We start from the raw sequence: 17,524 nt of genomic DNA on the forward strand, positions 1-17,524 counted from the left end.
CTTACTCACCGTCCCCAAAAGAATAACGCTTTCGCCTAAGCATCCAGATAAAGAATGGGCATCCGCAAATAGCGGTAATAATCCCGATTGGCATTTCTTCAGGCGCCAGCACCATACGGGCGGCCATATCCGCCCAAACTAAGAAAATGGCACCGATCAGTGCGCTTATCGGCAGAACCAGTTTGTAATTAGACCCCACCAACATCCGCACGATGTGAGGAATAATCAGCCCGACGAAGCCAATGCTTCCGCTGACCGCGACGACCACACCGGTCAGAAGGGATACAAAGAGAATGATAAAGATTCGAAACCGGTCCAGATTAACGCCAAGTGTCGCGGCCGTTTCCTCTCCAAGCAATAAAGCATTAAGCTGCCGATAATTCATGAGCAGCAGAATAAAAACGAGCAGCAGTGAAAAAAACGGGATGCCAAGATTGGACCATTTCGCGCCCGCCAGACTGCCGAGCATCCAATGCATGACCGCTTGAATGCCGCCCTGCTGCTTGGACATCATCAGCATAAAATTGGTAATGGCGGATAACACCATCGAAACCGCAATTCCTGCCAAAAGGAGACGAATGACCGATACGCGTCCATTGACGCGTGCTAAAAAAAACACAATCATGACCGCAAAAATGGCGCCTAAAAATGCGGCCAGGGAAATGGCATAGACGCCAAGCACGCTGAATGCACCAAGTAAAATAACAGATGCAGCTCCAACAGATGCACCGGAAGATACACCCAGAATGTAGGGATCTGCGATTGAATTCTTTACTAATGCTTGAATGGCTGCCCCGCAAATGGCCAGTGCGGCACCTACTATGGCCGCAAGTACAATACGAGGGAATCGTATATCCCAAATAATAACCGCCTGTGCCTTAGAAGAATCTGTTGCTATGAATATACCCAGCTTGGAGAACAGCACTTCCCAAATAAGGCGCGGGGTAATGTCCACAGATCCCACCATCACGGCAAAAGTCATGGAAGCAAGCAGCCCCGCCCCCAGTGAAGCCAACAGTAATGCAAACCGTCCCCTTGTCATATATGCTTCACAGGCTCCCAGCTGATGATTGCCGCATGGAAAGGATAACGGTACACATACCCGCCATCCTCTTTGGAAATAAATCGTTCCAATGAAGCTTCTACATGTGCCTGCTCAAACCGGGGAGATAAGATTTTCTTGCTCCCGGCATCAAGTAACTGCTGCCATGTATCATAACGGTGCTCCCGCTCAAGCTTTATTATTTCACAATCTGCATAAATGCCTAACTGGTACAGCATGTTGACGATCATGATATAATCCCTGCGCGGGTATTTAATGTCATAGCCAAACTGTTCATCCAACAGGACGTAATGCGGCTGAATAGGACCGGTCGTTAAGCCGATAATGGCACGCTTTTTTGCGAGCCTGTTCATTTTTTTCAGCGCTTCATTCATTTCATACATTCGATAAAAGCAGTTCACCCCCACCACGACATCATGCGGCTCCAATTGTGCTTCTTCCCATTTACTGTGGACAAACTGGATAGGGGCCTCCTCTTCAAAATACTGCTTTAAGTAACCGAGCACACTCTTTGAACCATCCACGAGCGTTAAACTTCTGACATCCTGGCTGAGCGGAAAGGTATAGTTGCCCCATCCCGGACCGAATTCAATACAGCTTGAGTCTTCCGGGATATGCTTCTTCATTTTTTCGTAGACCCTTTTGGCATACTCATCTGTCTGCTTGTATTTCTTTTTCTTCATGGACTGCGTCCAAAAGGCTTCCTCCAGTCCATCATCTACCATTCGCTCCGGCATCCTGCCATGCCAATCCAGCATGCCTTCTTTCCAGAGCTTCTCAAAATCGTATTGCAAAGGGGATTCTTTTATCATTGAAATTCTCCTCAATTTCCAAAACCTAACTAGATACAGGGTCCTAAATAGCCCGGGCAGGCTGCTTAGAACTCCAGCCCCTTCATGGCTTTAACATCCTGTTCGGCATAATAATGTTTGGTGGCATCAATGGTAGACGCTAAATCGGCTAATTCGAGAATGGCAGGATGTGCAGAACGCCCTGTGATCACCAAATGCATCGTTTTGGGACGGTTTTGAATGGCCTCCAGCACCTCTGCTAATGGCAGCACATCATCAATGGGAAAACGTGTGATGGCCAGGGCATTATTCAGTTCGTCCAGCACTAATACATCTGTTGTTTCATCTTTTAATTCTTCTTTTACCGTCTGCCAGGCTCTTGCAAGTGCTTCACGGTGCTCCTCCGGTGTTTTCGTCCAGGTAAACCCGATTCCCAGCTGCACAGTTTCAACACCCAGTTTCCTGAGGGCCAGCTTTTCACCATATGTACGTTCCGGTGATTTAATAAATTGATAGTATTTTACCTTCATGCCCCGGCCAATTGCCCTTAATGCGACACCAAGCGAGGCGGTTGTTTTTCCTTTGCCATCGCCTGTATAAACCAGCAGCATCCCTTTTTGTGCCATAGACCATACCTCCTTAAAGCCACGTAGTCTTTTCAGCAAATGGTGTACGCTTTTTCTCGGAAGCAATTTCTTCTGCCGGGTAGCCGATGCATAGCGTTCCCACTAATTGCTCCTGCTCAGATGCACCAATAAAATCATGCAGTGAGGTATCATGCACCAGACCAACGCCTCTTGTACGCCATACCATGCCTAATCCCAGCTGTTCTGCCATCAGCCACATCGACATAATGGCACTGCTTACGGCAAAGACATTATCTTTTGTCGCCCCTTCATCGCCTTCAACAATGGCGGATGTCACAACAATAATCAGGGGTGTGTTCGTGATGGCTTTCATGGAGCTTTCCACTAAATGCGGCTTCGCCGGAAAGCGTTTTTGCAGGTAATCAAGTGCCACCTGCTCGAAGCGTTTTAAGCTTTCTCCCTGCAATACATAGAAATGCCACGGCTCACGCATGCGGTCATTTGGTGCGTATGTGGCTGCTGCTAATAATGTCTCGATTTTTTCCCGTTCTACTTCGCGCGATTCAAAATTTCGAATCGCACGGCGTTTTTTCAAGGCTTCTAACATAATTCATGCTCCTTTTCTATAAACCAGGCAATTTGATCCCGTACTCCAACCACATCTCCAACCAAAATCATCGATGGATTCGAGATGCCATGAATCCGGATATCCTCTGTAATCGTTTCGAGTGTCCCTGTAATCGTCCGCTGCCTGGCAGTTGTGCCCCATTCAATCACAGCAGCAGGGGTTGTTCCGCTTTTACCATTGGCTATTAAGCTTTTCGTAATGTGTTCAATGTTGCCAATGCTCATATAAAAGGCGACCGTGTCAATTTGAGCAAGCGCAGACCACTTAAGAAAGTCCTGCTCCTTTTCGGCGCGGCCATGGCCAGTTACAATCGCAAAGCTTGCCGCATGATCACGGTGTGTCACAGGAATTCCTGCATAAGCAGGCGCAGCAATTCCGGCAGTTATACCAGGAACAATTTCAAAGGGAATACCTGCTTCCCGCAATATGGCCGCTTCTTCAGCACCTCGTCCAAAGACAAATGGGTCGCCTCCCTTTAAGCGCAGCACCTGCCTGCCAAGGTTAGCCTGTTCTACCAGCACCCGATGGATTTCATCCTGAATCAACCCATGCCTTCCCGGCTCTTTCCCGCAATAAATCAGCTCTGCATCTGCTTTTGCGTGTGTTAACATTTCCACATTCACAAGACGGTCATATAAAATCACATCAGCCTGCTGGATGCATTCCAAACCGCGAATTGTCAGCAGTTTGGGGTCACCTGGTCCAGCTCCAACAATATAGACAAATCCGCTCATTGCTTTTCTCCTATACGCTTAAGCAGCCAGTCTTCACATTTTTGCTTATCGCCTTGCTCTATCCACTCCAAAATTTGAGGATCCAGAAGCTCTGCCAATAGCTGCTTTTTCTCATCCCCAGTATATTTCTCTAAGATACGCTGACGGGCATCCTTTAAAAATGATACATACTGCGCGTAATGCTCTCCATATTGCTCTGCTAATTCTGACTTCACCTTGCGGGTAAAACCGGGGCTTGCGCCCGATGTAGATACCGTCAAGATGAATTCGCCGCGGCGGACAACTGCAGGATTAATGAAATCCACACGTCCCTTTGCATCTGCGCGGCTAAGCAATTGCCAATGCTGTGCGGCTTCCTCCACTGCATTGTTTACTTCTTCGTCGTTTGTTACGGCAAAAATAAGGGCCGCGTCATCTAAATCAGCCGGTTCGAACGATTTTTCTTTCCATGTCACAAGTCCTTCATGGATATACTGCTCTAATTTTTCAGTAACCACCGGGCTGATCACAGTTACTTGGGCTTTTGTCGGCAGCAGGGCTTCAGCCTTCTGGCGTGCCACATGTCCGCCACCGACAATAACCACCTTTTTATAATCAAGATTCATTAATAACGGAAAATAATTCATGTTCTGCCTCCAAACAAGCTGCCAGCCAATTTTTCACAAGCTGCGGATTCGATGCAAAGTGAAAGTGTGTATAGCCGGCTACAAGATTATCAGTTAAATAGCCTTCCTTCTGAGAGCGGAAGCGGCCCTTGCTGAAATAGGCCGGTGAAGGATGATTCCCTTCATATGCCGAGTAATGGAATTCATGCCCTTTTGCCTGCTCTCCTTCATTCATCAGGAAGTTGCCCGGAACACCTGTAATTTCCCGATACCCGAGTGCAGCCAATTTATCCTGCATCCTGACCCGGCCCGGAATCACACCGATCATCGGGAATGCCTGTCCTTTTCGATCCACAATTTCTTCTGTTAAATACATAAAGCCGCCGCATTCTGCCAATGTCGGCACTCCCCGCTCCAGCGCGGCCTTTATAGATAGCTTAGCTGCCTCATTTTTAGCCAATGCTTCAGCAAACTCTTCCGGGAAGCCGCCGCCGATGTAAAGCCCCTGCGCTATTTCAGGAACTTCCTCGTTGTCCAGCGGAGAGAAGAAATGCAATGCGGCACCATGGGCCCGCAGCAATTCTAAGTTTTCTTCATAGTAAAAATTAAAGGCCGCATCTCTGGCAACCGCAATATGTACTTCCTGTCTTTCCGGCTGTGCATCAAAAATGGAAGAGGAGACCTCCAATACCTTGGCTTTCGTTAGTTCCAGAAGCTGATCAATATCCACTGTTTCTTCAATCGCTTCTGCCAGACTTTCAAAATAGGAATCTAAATCACCGCGTTCTATGGCCGGCACCAGCCCTAAATGACGGCTTGGCATCTCGGCTACAGCTCCTTTTGGGAGATAGCCAATGACAGGAATTCCGCATTCTTGTTCAATCGCTGATTTGACAATATCAAAATGGCTTTTGCTTCCTAATTGATTGGCAAGGACTCCAACGATATGGGAGCTTTCATCCAGCATTTGAAAACCTTTGACAATCGCCGCCGCACTTCTTGCCATACTTGCCGCATTGACAATTAAAATGACGGGACTTTTTGTAATCCCGCTAATATGGGCAGCAGAACCTTCATTGGATAATGGTGATTTTCCGTCATAAAAGCCCATCACTCCCTCAATCACCGATACGTCTGTATCGCGGCTCGCTCTTGCGACAATGGCACGCACGGTATCATGGGACATCATGAAACTATCAATATTTCGGGAAGGGCGTTTGGTGACAGCTGTATGATACGCAGGGTCAATGTAATCAGGGCCGCATTTAAAGCCCTGTACGGTTAACCCGCGCTTCATCAGCGCACGCATTATGCCGATGGTGAAGGTTGTTTTTCCGACACCGCTTCCTGTTCCGGCCAGAACAAATCGATTCATCCTCTTCCCTCCTCAAAATTGATGCGTGCAATACTGATGGTCACATTGCCGCTTTTCTTCTTCTCCAGCAGCAATTCCTTCGCATTCGCATACCTCATGGCCGCCGGCTCACTGACTCCATACGCGCCCGTATATTTAAAGACGGTGTCCGACGGATTTTGCATCGGAATCTCATTCAGCTCTTCAGGTGTGTATGTAACAAAAGGCCAGTTATATTTAGCTGTTAATTCCAGCAATCCTGCCTCGTCTTTTTTCAGATTAATAGATGCAATCGCTTTGACGCTTTTTTTGCTCAAACCTAGCTCCGCCAATGTTTCATCAATTACTCCTTCAATCTCTGCCAATGACGTGCCTCGATTGCAGCCAATACCAAGAACTATTGATTTTGGACGGTACAGGACCCCGTTCTCAAGCAGCGCCTCTTCATACGGTACTAGAATGCGATCTGTAATAAGCAGTGCTGCTTGCGGCTTTGCCTTGATGGCTTCCTCTATTGATGGATAAATTTTTAGATTGTCCGGCATTTCCCTGTCATACGTCCACCAATTCTTTTCCCCGGTTTCCTGCACGATCGCCACATGCTCTTCATTAACAACCGATGCACTGACAGGTGTTAATTTTTCTTCGCTATCCCACATCCAACCAAATTGGGCGCCAAATAAATCGACCGGAATTGTTTTTTGAACATCTGATGCGGTGGTCACAACAGGCGCCGCCCCAATCGCATGGGCAAATTCATGTGTTAATGCATTGGCACCGCCAATATGGCCGGATAATACGCTGACGACATACTGGCCTTTATCATCAACCACCAGCACGGCTGGGTCCTTCTTTTTATCGATCAAAAGCGGGGCAATCATGCGGACAACAGCACCGAGGGAAATGATGCAAATAATCCCTTTATACTGCTGGAACAATGCGGGCAATAATAGGCGGACCGTTCCATCAAATAATTGAATCTGCCGAGCTTCCTCATCGCCCTGTTCGAATTTTTTCATATAATATAGATCTGCATATGGGAATTTTTCCGCATAGCTTCTTGCATGCGCCACCCCATGCTTTGTAATGGCAACAAGGACATAGGGTTTGCGCTTTTCGATTACCGGGATTTCACCTTCGCGCAAACTAATCATTCGCCGTCACACCTTTGCGGAAGCCATGTGTGAACGTTTTGTCATATAGCTTCGAGCGGTATTCTTTCTCATGGATATGCGGGTCCAATGCCCAGCCTGCCAGAATCATCGCATGCTTGCGGATGCCGTTGACACGCATCGCTTCGTCCAGCTCAGACAATGTGGTGCGGACAATTTTTTGATCCGGCCATGAAGCACGCTGCACTACCGCCACCGGTGTATTGTCTGCCCAACCGGCTGCCTGCAGTTCTTTTGTGATTTTCTTTGTTAAGGTCGCACTTAGAAACATCGCGATGGTACAGTGATGGCTGGCCAATGCCTGTAATTTTTCACGCTCCGGCACTGGTGTCCGCCCTTCAGCCCTTGTTAATATAAGGGTTTGCGTTAAATCCGGAATGGTCAGCTCTGCCCCGACTGCTGCTGCGGAAGCAAAAACAGAACTGACGCCCGGCACAACCTCGCAGCTGATATCGTGCTGCTTCAATAGTGCCACCTGCTCCATCGTTGCCCCGTACATGGCAGGGTCGCCTGTATGTAAACGTACAACCGTTTTGCCTGCATGGACTCGTTCAACAATGCAATCCACCATTTCTTCAAGATGCATCCCGGCTGTGCGGATAATCTCTGCCGCCTCCTTGGCTTCCGCCACTAAGGTCTCGCTGACAAGAGAGTCGGTATACATGACAACATCGGCTTCTTTTAATAGCTTTAAGCCTTTTACCGTAATTAAATCGGGATCTCCAGGACCTGCCCCGATAATCCAAATTTTCTTCATTTGCGCACCACCATACATGACAAGTAATTTAATTCTGCACCCCGGAGCTCATGGACATTCCATATGACCTCTTCGTCAGATGTAACCTTTGTTACAACATGTGTTTTGTCCAATAAATCCATTTCCTCCAGCAGATTCAGCATTTCATCCAATACCTTCGCTACTTTAATGAAGACAATCGCATCATGAGTTTCAATCACCCGCCGCATTTCCTCCATATTCTCGGTTGCCGGAATCATCGCGACATGGTCATCGCCATCAGCCAGGGCAATTCCTAAGCGATTAACAGAACCATTAAAGGACGATATGCCAGCTACCGTTTCAATCGGAACATCAGGATGCATTGCCTGCATCAGCTTCATTAAATGGATAAATGTGCTGAACAGCATCGGATCCCCTTCCGTCACGAATGCGACATCTTTTCCCTGAGACAAAAAGCCATATATGGCTTCAGCGGATTTTGTCCACTCAGCCCTTAGTGTATCTTCATCTTTTGTCATTGGAAAAACCAAACCGAGCATCTCTTTTTCTTCGGGATTTATATACATGTCTACAATGCGATGTGCGTAGGATTTACTGCCTCTTAATTTTTTGGGATAAGCAATGACCGGGCTTTCCTGCAATTTGCGGAATGCTTTTACCGTGATTAACTCCGGATCTCCCGGCCCGACTCCTAATCCATACAAAGTTCCAATTCTCATTTAGTTCTTTCCTTTCTTTGCAGTCACAATAAAAATGGGATTTAACGGTACGAAGCGCGTTAAATGCAGGATTGGCTTGCTTTTTGAAATCTGCGCCTGCAATACGGATACTTCGCAGCCCAGATTTTTCAAATGCTGCATCGCTTCAGCGAGATTTTCGATTGTGGCAATATTCATAACGAGCCGGCCGTTTGGCTTCAGCCGTGAATGGCATGTCTGCAATAAAAGCTCCATATTGCCGCCGTTGCCTCCAATGAAAATCGCATGCGGATCAGGAAATTCATCCAGCCTCTCAGGCGCCTTTCCAAGGACGGCCGTGAAATCTGTCCGGTGTTTTAATTGATTTTCCAGGCAGTTTTCCAGATCGCCCTCATTCTTTTCAATCGCATACACGGCACCTTCCCGGGCTATTTTAGCCGCTTCAATCGCAACGGAGCCTGTGCAGGTACCAATATCCCAGACGATGCTGTTTTCCTTTAACTCCAGCTCCTGGATACAAAGAGTCCTGATCTCCCTTTTCGTAATCAAGCCTTTATCCGGTTTTCTCTGCACGAACTTATCATCCGGAATTCCCAGTGAGGCGCGCTCCACTGCCTCACGCTGCTTTAAAATCACTACATTCAATGGAAAAAAAGACGATTGTTCCATTTCGTCCAAGGTGAGAAACTGGCAGCGCTCCTCGTCCCCCTGCAGATTCTCAGCAACAAAGGCATCATACTCCGTCATGCCGAACTTCTTTAAATACTTCGCAATGGCCTGCGGTGAATTCTTTTCATCTGTTAAAATAGCAATCTTTTTCCGCCCGTCGATTCTTTGGGCAAAGCCTTTAATTGAACGGCCGTGCAGGCTGACAATATACGCATCCTGCCAGCTCTCCTGCATTTTTGAAAAAGCGAGCTGAACAGAGCTTGTGTAAGGATAAATCTCCAATGGAAGCTTTCTCGCCAATACACCGCCAAGCCCATAAAACAGCGGATCACCTGATACCAAAATAACCGTATTGCGTGTTTCCTGCTGCAGGTCAGCCGTTAATGCCGACAAGCCCCCTTTGATTACTTTTTTCTCTCCAGTAAATTCCGGGAAAAATTGTAAATGGCGTTCCCCGCCGACCAGGACTTCACATTCATGAATCCAGTCTATGTATGGGGGGAGCAATCCTTCCGCGCCATTATCCCCGATACCAATCATCTTCATCCAATTTGTCAATATTCTCAGCCTTTCCTAGACAGCTTCCGTTCATGGCATACAGAGTTGTCGACACTTTGACGTTTGCGTTCATATGATTCAGTGCATAATAGCAGCAGTTTCGGCAAAGGGCTTCAAAAAATTCTTCGTTTCCCTGAAGCATTTCACCAACCTGTGAAGCCGTATTTGCCTGTAAAATGTCCTGCTGAATTTCCTCATTGACTTCCACTTTATTGGCCATACCTGCTAAAAACTCGAAACTGACTGGGGCACTTTTCGAGTGCACCATCATAACTCCCTGTGCAACCTTTGAGAATTTCCCCATCATCCCTACAAGAGAGACTTTAGGAATCTTCTTCCTTGCTATATTCTTCAAAGTAAAACCGACAAAGTCGCCCATTTCGATAAAGGCTTCTTCCGGCAAATGCGGATACTGCTTCATGGCAAATTTTTCACTGCGGCCGCCTGTGGTAATGACTAAATGCTCACAACCTGCTTCTTTTGCGACATTGATCGCCTGAGCGATACTCGCCATATACGCGGAACTGGAAAATGGCACCACCGTTCCCCGTGTACCTAAAATTGAGATACCTCCAATAATGCCTAATCGGCCATTCAATGTTTTTTCAGCTATTTCGACACCGTCCGGAACCGAAATGACCACTTCAATGCCCCGATTTACTTTATATTTGTCCATTGCTTCCTGGACTACACCATGGATCATTTTACGCGGCACAGGGTTGATCGCTGCCTGCCCTACCGCTACTGGCAGCCCTGCTTTTGTGACTCGTCCCACACCGATCCCGCCATCTAAATGGATGCCTTCTTGTTTTGCATATGTGACCGTACTTTGAATTCGTGCCTGATGTGTGGCGTCCGGGTCGTCCCCTGCATCCTTGATCGTTTCGCACATGACACGGCCTTCTGACCGATCAAAAGCCGTCACTTTAAAAGTGGCATACTGGCCAACCGGCAGATAAATCGTAACTTCATTGGGCACCTCTCCGGTCACAAGCGCCTGCAGTGCTGCCTTTGTCATGGCTGCGGCACAGGCACCAGTCGTATAGCCGTGCCGCATTTGGGAAGGATCTTTTTTATTTCGCTGCTTTTGCCCGTTCATCCGCCATAATCGAAATGGCATTCAGTGCAGCGACCGTCACTGTACTGCCACCCTTTCTCCCTGCATTCGTTATAAATGGGATTCCTTCAAGCACGGCCAGCTCGGCTTTGGACTCTGCCGCTGATACAAAGCCGACTGGCATGCCAATAATCAAGTCAGGTTTGGCGAGCCCTTCTTTCACTAAACGAATCAATTCCAGGAGCGCTGTTGGCGCATTGCCGATGGCATAGATTCCTCCTTGATGCAGACTCGTTGCTTTTTGCATGGAAATGATCGCACGTGTTGTTCCCTGGGCCTTTGCTTCCTTTGAAACATCTTCATCCGCAATATAACAATGCAGGTCCCCGCCATGCTTTTGAAATCGCTTGCGTCCTGACCCGCTTTCAATCATCTGTACATCTGCCACGACATGACGGCCAGCTAAAATCGATTGAACCCCTGCTTCAATGGCATCTGAAGTAAAAATCATGCTGCGCCCCAGCTCGAAATCAGCCGAGGCATGGATGACGCGCCGAACCACCAGCCACTGCTCATCTGTAAATGGATGCTCGCCCATCTCCTCTTTAATAATCGCGAAGCTGTGGTCATAAATTTTATCCGGATCTACCGTTAATGGTACAAATGTGGTATTAAAGTTCATGTTTGCCATGTGTAAAGCCCTCCCAATCTTTGAGTCACTTCTTCAAAAGAAGTGCAGAAGTTTTCATATACGAGCGGCGGCCGCTTAATCAAAATAACAGGAATCCCCAATTCCAGGGCAGCGGTCATCTTTTCATCCACTGATCCCACTTTGCCGCTTTCCTTTGTAATCATCAGGGTCACTTCATACTGCTCACAAAGAGCTTTGTTTAATGATTCGGAAAAAGGTCCCTGGATCGCAATAATGTCCTTTTGTTTAACGCCAAGCTTTTGGCATTTTTCCATGTTTCCTATATTTGGGAGCATCCTGCATACAAGCCGGATCTCATCCCGCATCAAATATTTTGTGAAGATTTCGAGCGTTTTGCTGCCGGTTGTCAGCATGATTGTCCCTTTATGCGATTGAGCCAATTTTGCTGCTTCCTCATAGCTTTCAGCTTCAGTAATGAGCGGTGAGGTAAACTGTTCATTTGGCCTTTCGTAACGTATGTAAGGAATGCTGCATGCTTTAGCCGCTGACATGGCCGTTTTTGATGCTTCTTCCGCATAGGGATGACTGGCGTCAATTACAGTGGTCATCTCGTGCATCTGAATTAATTCAATCATGTCATTTTCAGACAGCCGCCCCACTTTATAAGAAATGCCTTCAGCTTTCAAGCTGTCTGCTGCCGATTCTGTGACAACAGTTGCCAATAAGGGATAACCTTGAATTTTCAATTGAATGGCTAATGCTCTCGCATCACTTGTGCCTGCTAAAAATAAAATCATGAGATCCTCCTAATCCCCGCATGGAGCCGGCTCTACTTCGATCCTGGAGCTCATATCCTGATAGGTAAAATACTGAATTTTTTTCACGCGCTTAAAATATTTAAAAAGCCGTTCATTTGGATGCGCATTTTCCTTGTATTCTTCGATAATCTCCTTTAATAACGGCACCAGCTGATCGGGCTCAATTCCCTCTGCCACCGGCTGGGCAGCATGGGCTGTCCGGCCAACCGGCTTTGCCCCGATAAATAAATCAAACTTCTTCTTTCGGTAAACAATGCCGATATCATCAAATACCGCCCGATAACAGGCCATACCGCAGCCATTAAAGCCAATATGCAGTTCCTTTGGAAGCTTTAAGCCTCCGAGTTCAGCTGCAATTTCCTCTGCATACGGAATGGATTCTGCCTTCTCCCCGTAGCAAAAATCGCACGCTTTTACATTTAGCACATCACCCACCGGCATGACTGTCAGAGCGTGCTGTTCGAGTTTTTCCACAATCGACTGTGGCCGCCCGGTTGGAATCTTGATTAAGAATCGGTGATCCGGTGTATATTCCATGGTGCCTTTCTCGCCAACAGCCTCTGCCAGTACACGCATTTGGTCAGCTGTAATAAATTTATTGGCTACACCAGGCGAAACCGCAAATTCAAAAATATCTTCGATTGGCTGCTGCACCAAATGAGTTTGGTCAATCTCCGACTTCGTCACCATCGATAATGCCTTAAAAGCCATATCCAGTGAGCTGTCTGCTTGTTTTTTGCTTTCAATCTGCTCGTAGCCGGCCTGGGCTTCCCCGGTTTCCTGATTTAATGCCCATGGCTCCGTTTCCTTTTTTAAACGCTGATGCGGCTTTAAGGTTTGCTTCTCTTCCCCAAGCGTGTACTTGCGCTGATAGCCTCTCGGCGTAATGATCTTGTTGTCATAAAAGAAAGTGGAGGAATTCCCGATCACAACTGTTGTCAGCATGCCTATATCGTGATCAAGCATTTCCGCCAGTGTCGTCAGAATGACATTCTGATTTTCACGGTAAGCACTTTTCACAAGCCCCACTGGTGTATCAGGAGAACGATATTTTAATAGAATCCTTTGTGCCTCGACAATCTGCCGTGTCCTCCTGCCGCTTTTCGGGTTATATAAAGCGATGACAAAATCCGCCATTCCGGCTGCTTCAATCCGCTTCTCGATTACCGTCCAGGGTGTTAAATGATCACTCAGACTGATGGTGCAGGAGTCATGCATGACAGGTGCACCCAGTAAGCTTGCACATGAATTAATCGCGGAGATGCCAGGAACAATTTCCACTTGGATTCCTTCTTCTTCCTTCCAGCCCATTTCGATCAGCACTTCATACACTAGGCCGGCCATGCCGTATACACCCGAATCACCGCTCGAAATCACGGAAACAATATGGCCGGCTTCCGCCCGTTTCACTGCATCCTGCGCACGGGATACCTCTTCAGTCATCCCTGTGCTGACAATGGAACTTGCTGTAACGAATGGCATGATCAGATCTACGTAAGTTTTGTAGCCAATAATGCAATCACTCTGCTGCAGCGCATCCACAGCCCGTTTGGTTATATGCTCACGATCGCCCGGACCGAAGCCGACAACAAAGATTTTTCCCTTCTTCATAGGTAACCTCCAATTAAGAAAAGCACAAGCGCCTTGCCTGCTGCCGTACTGCTCGAGCAGGAACTCTGCGCCAGACCATTCTCAAAGTTCAATGCTTCTTGCCAAATAAAAAATGCCTGCACTCCTTTTCAAAGGAATACAGGCATATGAAATGACAGTATAAAAATAAGCATACTGAAACTCAAAAACAATTGATCATAATTGTCCCGCCTATACTTCTCCCTCCGAAAAGCAAGTGTCGTTCAAATAAGCAGGTTTCCTGACTTAAGCTTCTTCTTACTCTTACACCTTCCCGATTTCTCAGTGGCATTGTAATTTCATCAGCTCTTACAGTAGCGGGGGCTGTACCAGACTTTCACTGGTTTCCCTTTTACCTCACGAAAAGTGAGCACTTATTCAAATTGATATATTAATTTTTTACTAATATAACATATAATGACCAATTTTGACATATTATTTTTTTCTTAATTTTTTAAATGCTATGTTAATGCCTTTGACTTTTAGATATAGGAATTGGTAAAAAGAACTTATATCTGCTATTCAGGAGTTAATTTTTGCTGGGATATAATTCACAAAGTTAGACCAAATAGATGTTGTTTAATTTATTTAAAATGACCGATTGTCCCTTTGACATTATTAAAATCATGCCGTTTATACTGGACCATAGATACAATGCCAAGAATCGGTCCAATCGCTAAACAGGCAAAGACCCAATCCCATCCTACTAACCTCTGAATAATAGGGATTAGATTTATAGAAAATATAGTGATCAGGAAACCAATACACATTTGAAAAGTCAGGGCTGTTCCTACATACTCAACTTCTGCAACTTCTGAAACTGCGGCAGAAAACTGTGCAGAATCAGCGATGACAGACATTCCCCAAATGATAGAAAGGAGTAGAGTTAACCAAATATATTGACCAAAAGTAAAGCCAATCAAGATACAGCAAATGGCACTGATACACATAGAAATAATCGTTAGATTTGCTCTTCCAATTTTATCTGAGACTAGCCCGCCTGCTACACAGCCAATCCCCCCTGCAATTCCGATAATAATAAAAGAGGACAATGCAATGAACCAGGGAGGAATCCCTGGAGAATAGCTTGTAAAACTAGCAGTCATAAAGATAGGAATCCACGTCCACATCGCATACAATTCCCACATATGCCCAAAATAACCGTAGTTCGCAAGCATTACTGGTTTATTCGAAACTACCTTTTTTATTAATTTAAAAGAGAAAGGTAGTTTTTTCGTTGTTACTGGAGCATCTGTTAAAACCCAATTGACAATTACAGCTGCCAGGAGAGCCAATATTGAACTGCAAATAATCACTAATTGCCAATTTAAAGAAGAAGAGAATATAACAATAAAATGTGGCAAAGAGGACCCTAGAGTTAATGCGGCTATTAAGATACCAACAGCAAGCCCGCGTTTTTTCGGAAACCATTGAGATAATATTTTAACAGCTGTCGGGTATACACCAGCGAGTGATACACCGGTTAATATCCTAAGCATAATACCGAAAAAAGCCTGATCTGCCAATAAAAGCAAGGCATTCAATAGCGCACCCAGAAACGCTGAAACGGCAAGAACCTTTCGGGGATTAAAACGATCTGCTATCCCAAAATATGAACTAACTAATGCACCCATTACAAAGCCAATTGGGACAGAAGCAGACAGCCATGCTTCTGAGCTGGAGCTAAGATTCCATACTTGAATCAGTTCAGGGGCTATTACAGAAGCACTAAACCACAAGCTTAATGCGCATAATTCAGCTAATCCAATCCATCCTAACGCTCTCCATGAACCTGGAATCATAATATCCCTCTTTCAAATAAAGCATAGTATTGGAGCTATATTGAAAATCTGAAACATAACTTTTTATCCTCTCAACAATATTAAACTGCGTTATACCTGCTCTGTATAGGACGTCACAAAGTCAGCATCTCTTAAATAAATCCATACATTGTCAACCTATTTTATGAATGTTTTTATATTTTCTTTCCCCCAATCGTACATCATTAAAATAACCGGCATTAAGCTTTGCCCTAATTCTGTTAATGAATATTCCACTCTAGGCGGGACTTCCGGGAAAACTTTCCGATGAACAATCCCATCTTCCTCTAATTCTCTAATCTGAGTTGTCAATACCTTGTGGGTGATTTTTGGAAACAGACGCTTAATTTCACTGAATCGTAAAGTCCCGTCAGTTCCTAAATAGTATATAATCGTTATTTTCCACTTGCCGCTAATAAGGGATAATGTCAATTCTTTTTCACAATTAAATTCTCTATTTTCAATTTTCTTCCTCACTTCGCTCCGCAAGTCATCCATAAAATCCCCTCCACTTCCCTGCAGTCTAAAAGTATCCTTTTAGTAACCTTCTCACAAAAAAGTGCGTTCTTCCATAAAAAAGGATTATTTTTTAGAATATATTTAAGATAGAGAAAATTGGGATTTTGGTTTTTTATAAAATTAGGGTGGAGCATCCTAAAAAACACTCTATCTATACGATAACCAAATCACTATTTAAATAGAATGGAGGATGCAAGAATGGCAGGAAACAGAGCAGTAATCTACAGGGGTGCAGGACGGGTAGCCGTGGAAGATATTAGCTATCCGGATTTGATTCTAAGAGACGGACCCGGAGTAAATCCTTTAAATGTCGGCCGTAAGTGTGAACATGGGGTAATTCTAAAAGTCATTACGACCAATATTTGCGGAAGCGATCAGCATATGGTTCGCGGCCGGACGACTGCTCCTGAGGGACTCGTTCTCGGCCATGAGATCACGGGTGAAGTCATTGAGGTTGGACGCGATGTTGAATTTATCAAAAAAGGAGATCTTGTATCCGTTCCATTTAATATTGCTTGTGGCCGCTGCCGCAGTTGTAAAGAACGCAACACGCATATTTGTGAGAACGTTAACCCGGATCGTCCCGGATCCGCTTATGGTTATGTAGATATGGGCGGATGGGTTGGAGGCCAATCCGAGTATGTAATGGTACCATATGCAGACTTCCAATTACTGAAATTTCCAGATAAAGAACAAGCCATGGAGAAAATTCTTGATTTAACCATGCTTTCCGATATCTTTCCAACTGGTTATCATGGTGCGGTAAGCGCTGGCGTGAAGCCCGGTTCTACAGTATATGTTGCTGGAGCTGGACCAGTCGGCTTGGCTGCTGCCCATTCTGCTCAACTTCTTGGTGCCTCTGTCGTTATCGTTGGTGACTTGAATAGCGAGCGACTTGCCCAAGCAAGAAGCTTTGGCTGTGAAACGGTTAACCTAAAAGAACATCCAAATCTGGGGGAACAAATTGAACAAATTTTAGGAATTCCAGAAGTGGATTGCGCAATTGACTGTGTAGGCTTTGAAGCCCACGGACATGGTGCTGGAGCAGGTGAAGCTCCAGCAGCTGTATTAAACTCGATAATGGAAGTAACACGTGCCGGAGGACGGCTGGGTATACCAGGTCTATATGTTACTGGTGATCCGGGGGCGATCGATAATGATGCGAAAAGCGGAACATTGAAGGTCCGTTTGGGGCTCGGCTGGGCAAAAGCACATACCTTTGTGACTGGTCAAACACCCGTTATGAACTATCACCGTGACTTAATGATGGCAATTCTAAACGAAAAAGCACAAATCGCCAAAGCTGTAAATGCAACGTTGATTTCATTAGACCAGGCACCAGCAGCATATACCGAATTTGATCAGGGTGCTTCCAAGAAATTTGTTATTGACCCCCACGGGATATTTAATAAATAAAGTCTGTCAGAAGCA

General features: G+C 45.8%; 18 protein-coding genes and 1 riboswitch. Of the genes, 1 reads left to right on the forward strand and 17 read right to left on the reverse strand.

Translation table 11 applies throughout. The features are described 5' to 3' along the window. Position 1: 1 nt before the first annotated feature. The 17 genes from ACXAD1_RS12900 to ACXAD1_RS12980 all read right to left on the reverse strand — a co-directional run bounded on the left by ACXAD1_RS12900 (position 2) and on the right by ACXAD1_RS12980 (position 16,072). Entirely contained in the window at positions 2-1,042 is a 1,041-nt protein-coding gene (locus ACXAD1_RS12900; protein ID WP_206844349.1) for a FecCD family ABC transporter permease, read from the reverse strand. Beyond that, positions 1,039-1,875, reverse strand: a complete 837-nt coding sequence (locus ACXAD1_RS12905) for a class I SAM-dependent methyltransferase (protein ID WP_474910229.1) — start codon at positions 1,873-1,875, stop codon at positions 1,039-1,041. The genes ACXAD1_RS12900 and ACXAD1_RS12905 overlap by 4 nt, the downstream gene beginning before the upstream one ends. A 65-nt stretch (positions 1,876-1,940) precedes the next feature. Beyond that, positions 1,941-2,480: a cob(I)yrinic acid a,c-diamide adenosyltransferase gene (locus ACXAD1_RS12910; RefSeq protein ID WP_206844344.1), complete on the reverse strand. Its 540-nt coding sequence runs from the start codon at positions 2,478-2,480 to the stop codon at positions 1,941-1,943. A 13-nt stretch (positions 2,481-2,493) separates the two neighbouring features. Beyond that, positions 2,494-3,048 carry a nitroreductase family protein gene (locus ACXAD1_RS12915; protein WP_474910230.1) on the reverse strand — a complete coding sequence of 185 codons (555 nt, stop codon included), beginning with the start codon at positions 3,046-3,048 and terminating at the stop codon, positions 2,494-2,496. Beyond that, positions 3,042-3,803 (reverse strand): uroporphyrinogen-III C-methyltransferase, encoded by a 762-nt coding sequence (gene cobA / locus ACXAD1_RS12920; RefSeq protein WP_206844340.1) that lies wholly within the window; start codon positions 3,801-3,803, stop codon positions 3,042-3,044. The genes ACXAD1_RS12915 and cobA overlap by 7 nt, the downstream gene beginning before the upstream one ends. Then, entirely contained in the window at positions 3,800-4,429 is a 630-nt protein-coding gene (locus ACXAD1_RS12925; RefSeq protein WP_474910231.1) for a precorrin-2 dehydrogenase/sirohydrochlorin ferrochelatase family protein, read from the reverse strand. Before ACXAD1_RS12925 ends, cobA begins: the two co-directional genes overlap by 4 nt. Continuing rightward, positions 4,398-5,783: a cobyrinate a,c-diamide synthase gene (locus ACXAD1_RS12930; RefSeq protein ID WP_474910232.1), complete on the reverse strand. Its 1,386-nt coding sequence runs from the start codon at positions 5,781-5,783 to the stop codon at positions 4,398-4,400. Before ACXAD1_RS12930 ends, ACXAD1_RS12925 begins: the two co-directional genes overlap by 32 nt. Beyond that, positions 5,780-6,916 carry a cobalt-precorrin 5A hydrolase gene (locus tag ACXAD1_RS12935; protein WP_474910233.1) on the reverse strand — a complete coding sequence of 379 codons (1,137 nt, stop codon included), beginning with the start codon at positions 6,914-6,916 and terminating at the stop codon, positions 5,780-5,782. The genes ACXAD1_RS12930 and ACXAD1_RS12935 overlap by 4 nt, the downstream gene beginning before the upstream one ends. Then, complete coding sequence (gene cobM, locus ACXAD1_RS12940) at positions 6,909-7,691, reverse strand: precorrin-4 C(11)-methyltransferase (RefSeq protein WP_474910234.1); 783 nt, start codon at positions 7,689-7,691, stop codon at positions 6,909-6,911. Before cobM ends, ACXAD1_RS12935 begins: the two co-directional genes overlap by 8 nt. Then, positions 7,688-8,392, reverse strand: a complete 705-nt coding sequence (cobI, locus tag ACXAD1_RS12945) for a precorrin-2 C(20)-methyltransferase (RefSeq protein ID WP_206844331.1) — start codon at positions 8,390-8,392, stop codon at positions 7,688-7,690. Before cobI ends, cobM begins: the two co-directional genes overlap by 4 nt. Beyond that, the gene (gene cbiE, locus ACXAD1_RS12950; protein ID WP_474911305.1) at positions 8,393-9,586 is read right to left on the reverse strand and encodes a precorrin-6y C5,15-methyltransferase (decarboxylating) subunit CbiE; all 1,194 of its coding nucleotides are present in this window, start codon (positions 9,584-9,586) and stop codon (positions 8,393-8,395) included. Continuing rightward, on the reverse strand, positions 9,561-10,697 hold the full coding sequence (locus ACXAD1_RS12955) for a cobalt-precorrin-5B (C(1))-methyltransferase (RefSeq protein WP_474911306.1): 1,137 nt from the start codon (positions 10,695-10,697) through the stop codon (positions 9,561-9,563). Before ACXAD1_RS12955 ends, cbiE begins: the two co-directional genes overlap by 26 nt. Beyond that, entirely contained in the window at positions 10,672-11,346 is a 675-nt protein-coding gene (locus ACXAD1_RS12960; protein WP_370222422.1) for a precorrin-8X methylmutase, read from the reverse strand. Before ACXAD1_RS12960 ends, ACXAD1_RS12955 begins: the two co-directional genes overlap by 26 nt. Then, positions 11,334-12,104 carry a precorrin-6A reductase gene (gene cobK / locus ACXAD1_RS12965; RefSeq protein WP_474910235.1) on the reverse strand — a complete coding sequence of 257 codons (771 nt, stop codon included), beginning with the start codon at positions 12,102-12,104 and terminating at the stop codon, positions 11,334-11,336. Before cobK ends, ACXAD1_RS12960 begins: the two co-directional genes overlap by 13 nt. Before the next feature lie 9 nt (positions 12,105-12,113). Beyond that, a complete protein-coding gene (cobJ, locus tag ACXAD1_RS12970; RefSeq protein ID WP_474910236.1) occupies positions 12,114-13,736 on the reverse strand; it encodes a precorrin-3B C(17)-methyltransferase in 1,623 nt (540 codons plus the stop codon). A 232-nt stretch (positions 13,737-13,968) separates the two neighbouring features. Continuing rightward, a riboswitch (cobalamin riboswitch) is annotated at positions 13,969-14,147 on the reverse strand. Positions 14,148-14,338: 191 nt separating this feature from the next. After that, positions 14,339-15,556, reverse strand: a complete 1,218-nt coding sequence (locus ACXAD1_RS12975) for an MFS transporter (RefSeq protein WP_474910237.1) — start codon at positions 15,554-15,556, stop codon at positions 14,339-14,341. Positions 15,557-15,712: 156 nt separating this feature from the next. Further along, positions 15,713-16,072 (reverse strand): winged helix-turn-helix transcriptional regulator, encoded by a 360-nt coding sequence (locus ACXAD1_RS12980; RefSeq protein WP_009334102.1) that lies wholly within the window; start codon positions 16,070-16,072, stop codon positions 15,713-15,715. A gap of 219 nt (positions 16,073-16,291) precedes the next feature. Between ACXAD1_RS12980 and fdhA the strand changes: the two genes are divergently transcribed. Then, entirely contained in the window at positions 16,292-17,509 is a 1,218-nt protein-coding gene (fdhA, locus tag ACXAD1_RS12985; RefSeq protein ID WP_252244972.1) for a formaldehyde dehydrogenase, glutathione-independent, read from the forward strand. The last annotated feature ends 15 nt before the right edge of the window (positions 17,510-17,524 follow it).

This window comes from Cytobacillus sp. ABV4_503 (assembly GCF_056158445.1).

Excerpts from the sequence above, each read along its gene's own strand:
- ACXAD1_RS12900 (WP_206844349.1), bottom strand. The coding sequence starts at position 1,042 with ATGACAAGGGGACGGTTTGCATTACTGTTGGCTTCACTGGGGGCGGGG.
- ACXAD1_RS12905 (WP_474910229.1), bottom strand. The coding sequence starts at position 1,875 with ATGATAAAAGAATCCCCTTTGCAATACGATTTTGAGAAGCTCTGGAAA.
- ACXAD1_RS12910 (WP_206844344.1), bottom strand. The coding sequence starts at position 2,480 with ATGGCACAAAAAGGGATGCTGCTGGTTTATACAGGCGATGGCAAAGGA.
- ACXAD1_RS12915 (WP_474910230.1), bottom strand. The coding sequence starts at position 3,048 with ATGTTAGAAGCCTTGAAAAAACGCCGTGCGATTCGAAATTTTGAATCG.
- cobA (WP_206844340.1), bottom strand. The coding sequence starts at position 3,803 with ATGAGCGGATTTGTCTATATTGTTGGAGCTGGACCAGGTGACCCCAAA.
- ACXAD1_RS12925 (WP_474910231.1), bottom strand. The coding sequence starts at position 4,429 with ATGAATTATTTTCCGTTATTAATGAATCTTGATTATAAAAAGGTGGTT.
- ACXAD1_RS12930 (WP_474910232.1), bottom strand. The coding sequence starts at position 5,783 with ATGAATCGATTTGTTCTGGCCGGAACAGGAAGCGGTGTCGGAAAAACA.
- ACXAD1_RS12935 (WP_474910233.1), bottom strand. The coding sequence starts at position 6,916 with ATGATTAGTTTGCGCGAAGGTGAAATCCCGGTAATCGAAAAGCGCAAA.
- cobM (WP_474910234.1), bottom strand. The coding sequence starts at position 7,691 with ATGAAGAAAATTTGGATTATCGGGGCAGGTCCTGGAGATCCCGATTTA.
- cobI (WP_206844331.1), bottom strand. The coding sequence starts at position 8,392 with ATGAGAATTGGAACTTTGTATGGATTAGGAGTCGGGCCGGGAGATCCG.
- cbiE (WP_474911305.1), bottom strand. The coding sequence starts at position 9,586 with ATGAAGATGATTGGTATCGGGGATAATGGCGCGGAAGGATTGCTCCCC.
- ACXAD1_RS12955 (WP_474911306.1), bottom strand. The coding sequence starts at position 10,697 with ATGAACGGGCAAAAGCAGCGAAATAAAAAAGATCCTTCCCAAATGCGG.
- ACXAD1_RS12960 (WP_370222422.1), bottom strand. The coding sequence starts at position 11,346 with ATGGCAAACATGAACTTTAATACCACATTTGTACCATTAACGGTAGAT.
- cobK (WP_474910235.1), bottom strand. The coding sequence starts at position 12,104 with ATGATTTTATTTTTAGCAGGCACAAGTGATGCGAGAGCATTAGCCATT.
- cobJ (WP_474910236.1), bottom strand. The coding sequence starts at position 13,736 with ATGAAGAAGGGAAAAATCTTTGTTGTCGGCTTCGGTCCGGGCGATCGT.
- ACXAD1_RS12975 (WP_474910237.1), bottom strand. The coding sequence starts at position 15,556 with ATGATTCCAGGTTCATGGAGAGCGTTAGGATGGATTGGATTAGCTGAA.
- ACXAD1_RS12980 (WP_009334102.1), bottom strand. The coding sequence starts at position 16,072 with ATGGATGACTTGCGGAGCGAAGTGAGGAAGAAAATTGAAAATAGAGAA.
- fdhA (WP_252244972.1), top strand. The coding sequence starts at position 16,292 with ATGGCAGGAAACAGAGCAGTAATCTACAGGGGTGCAGGACGGGTAGCC.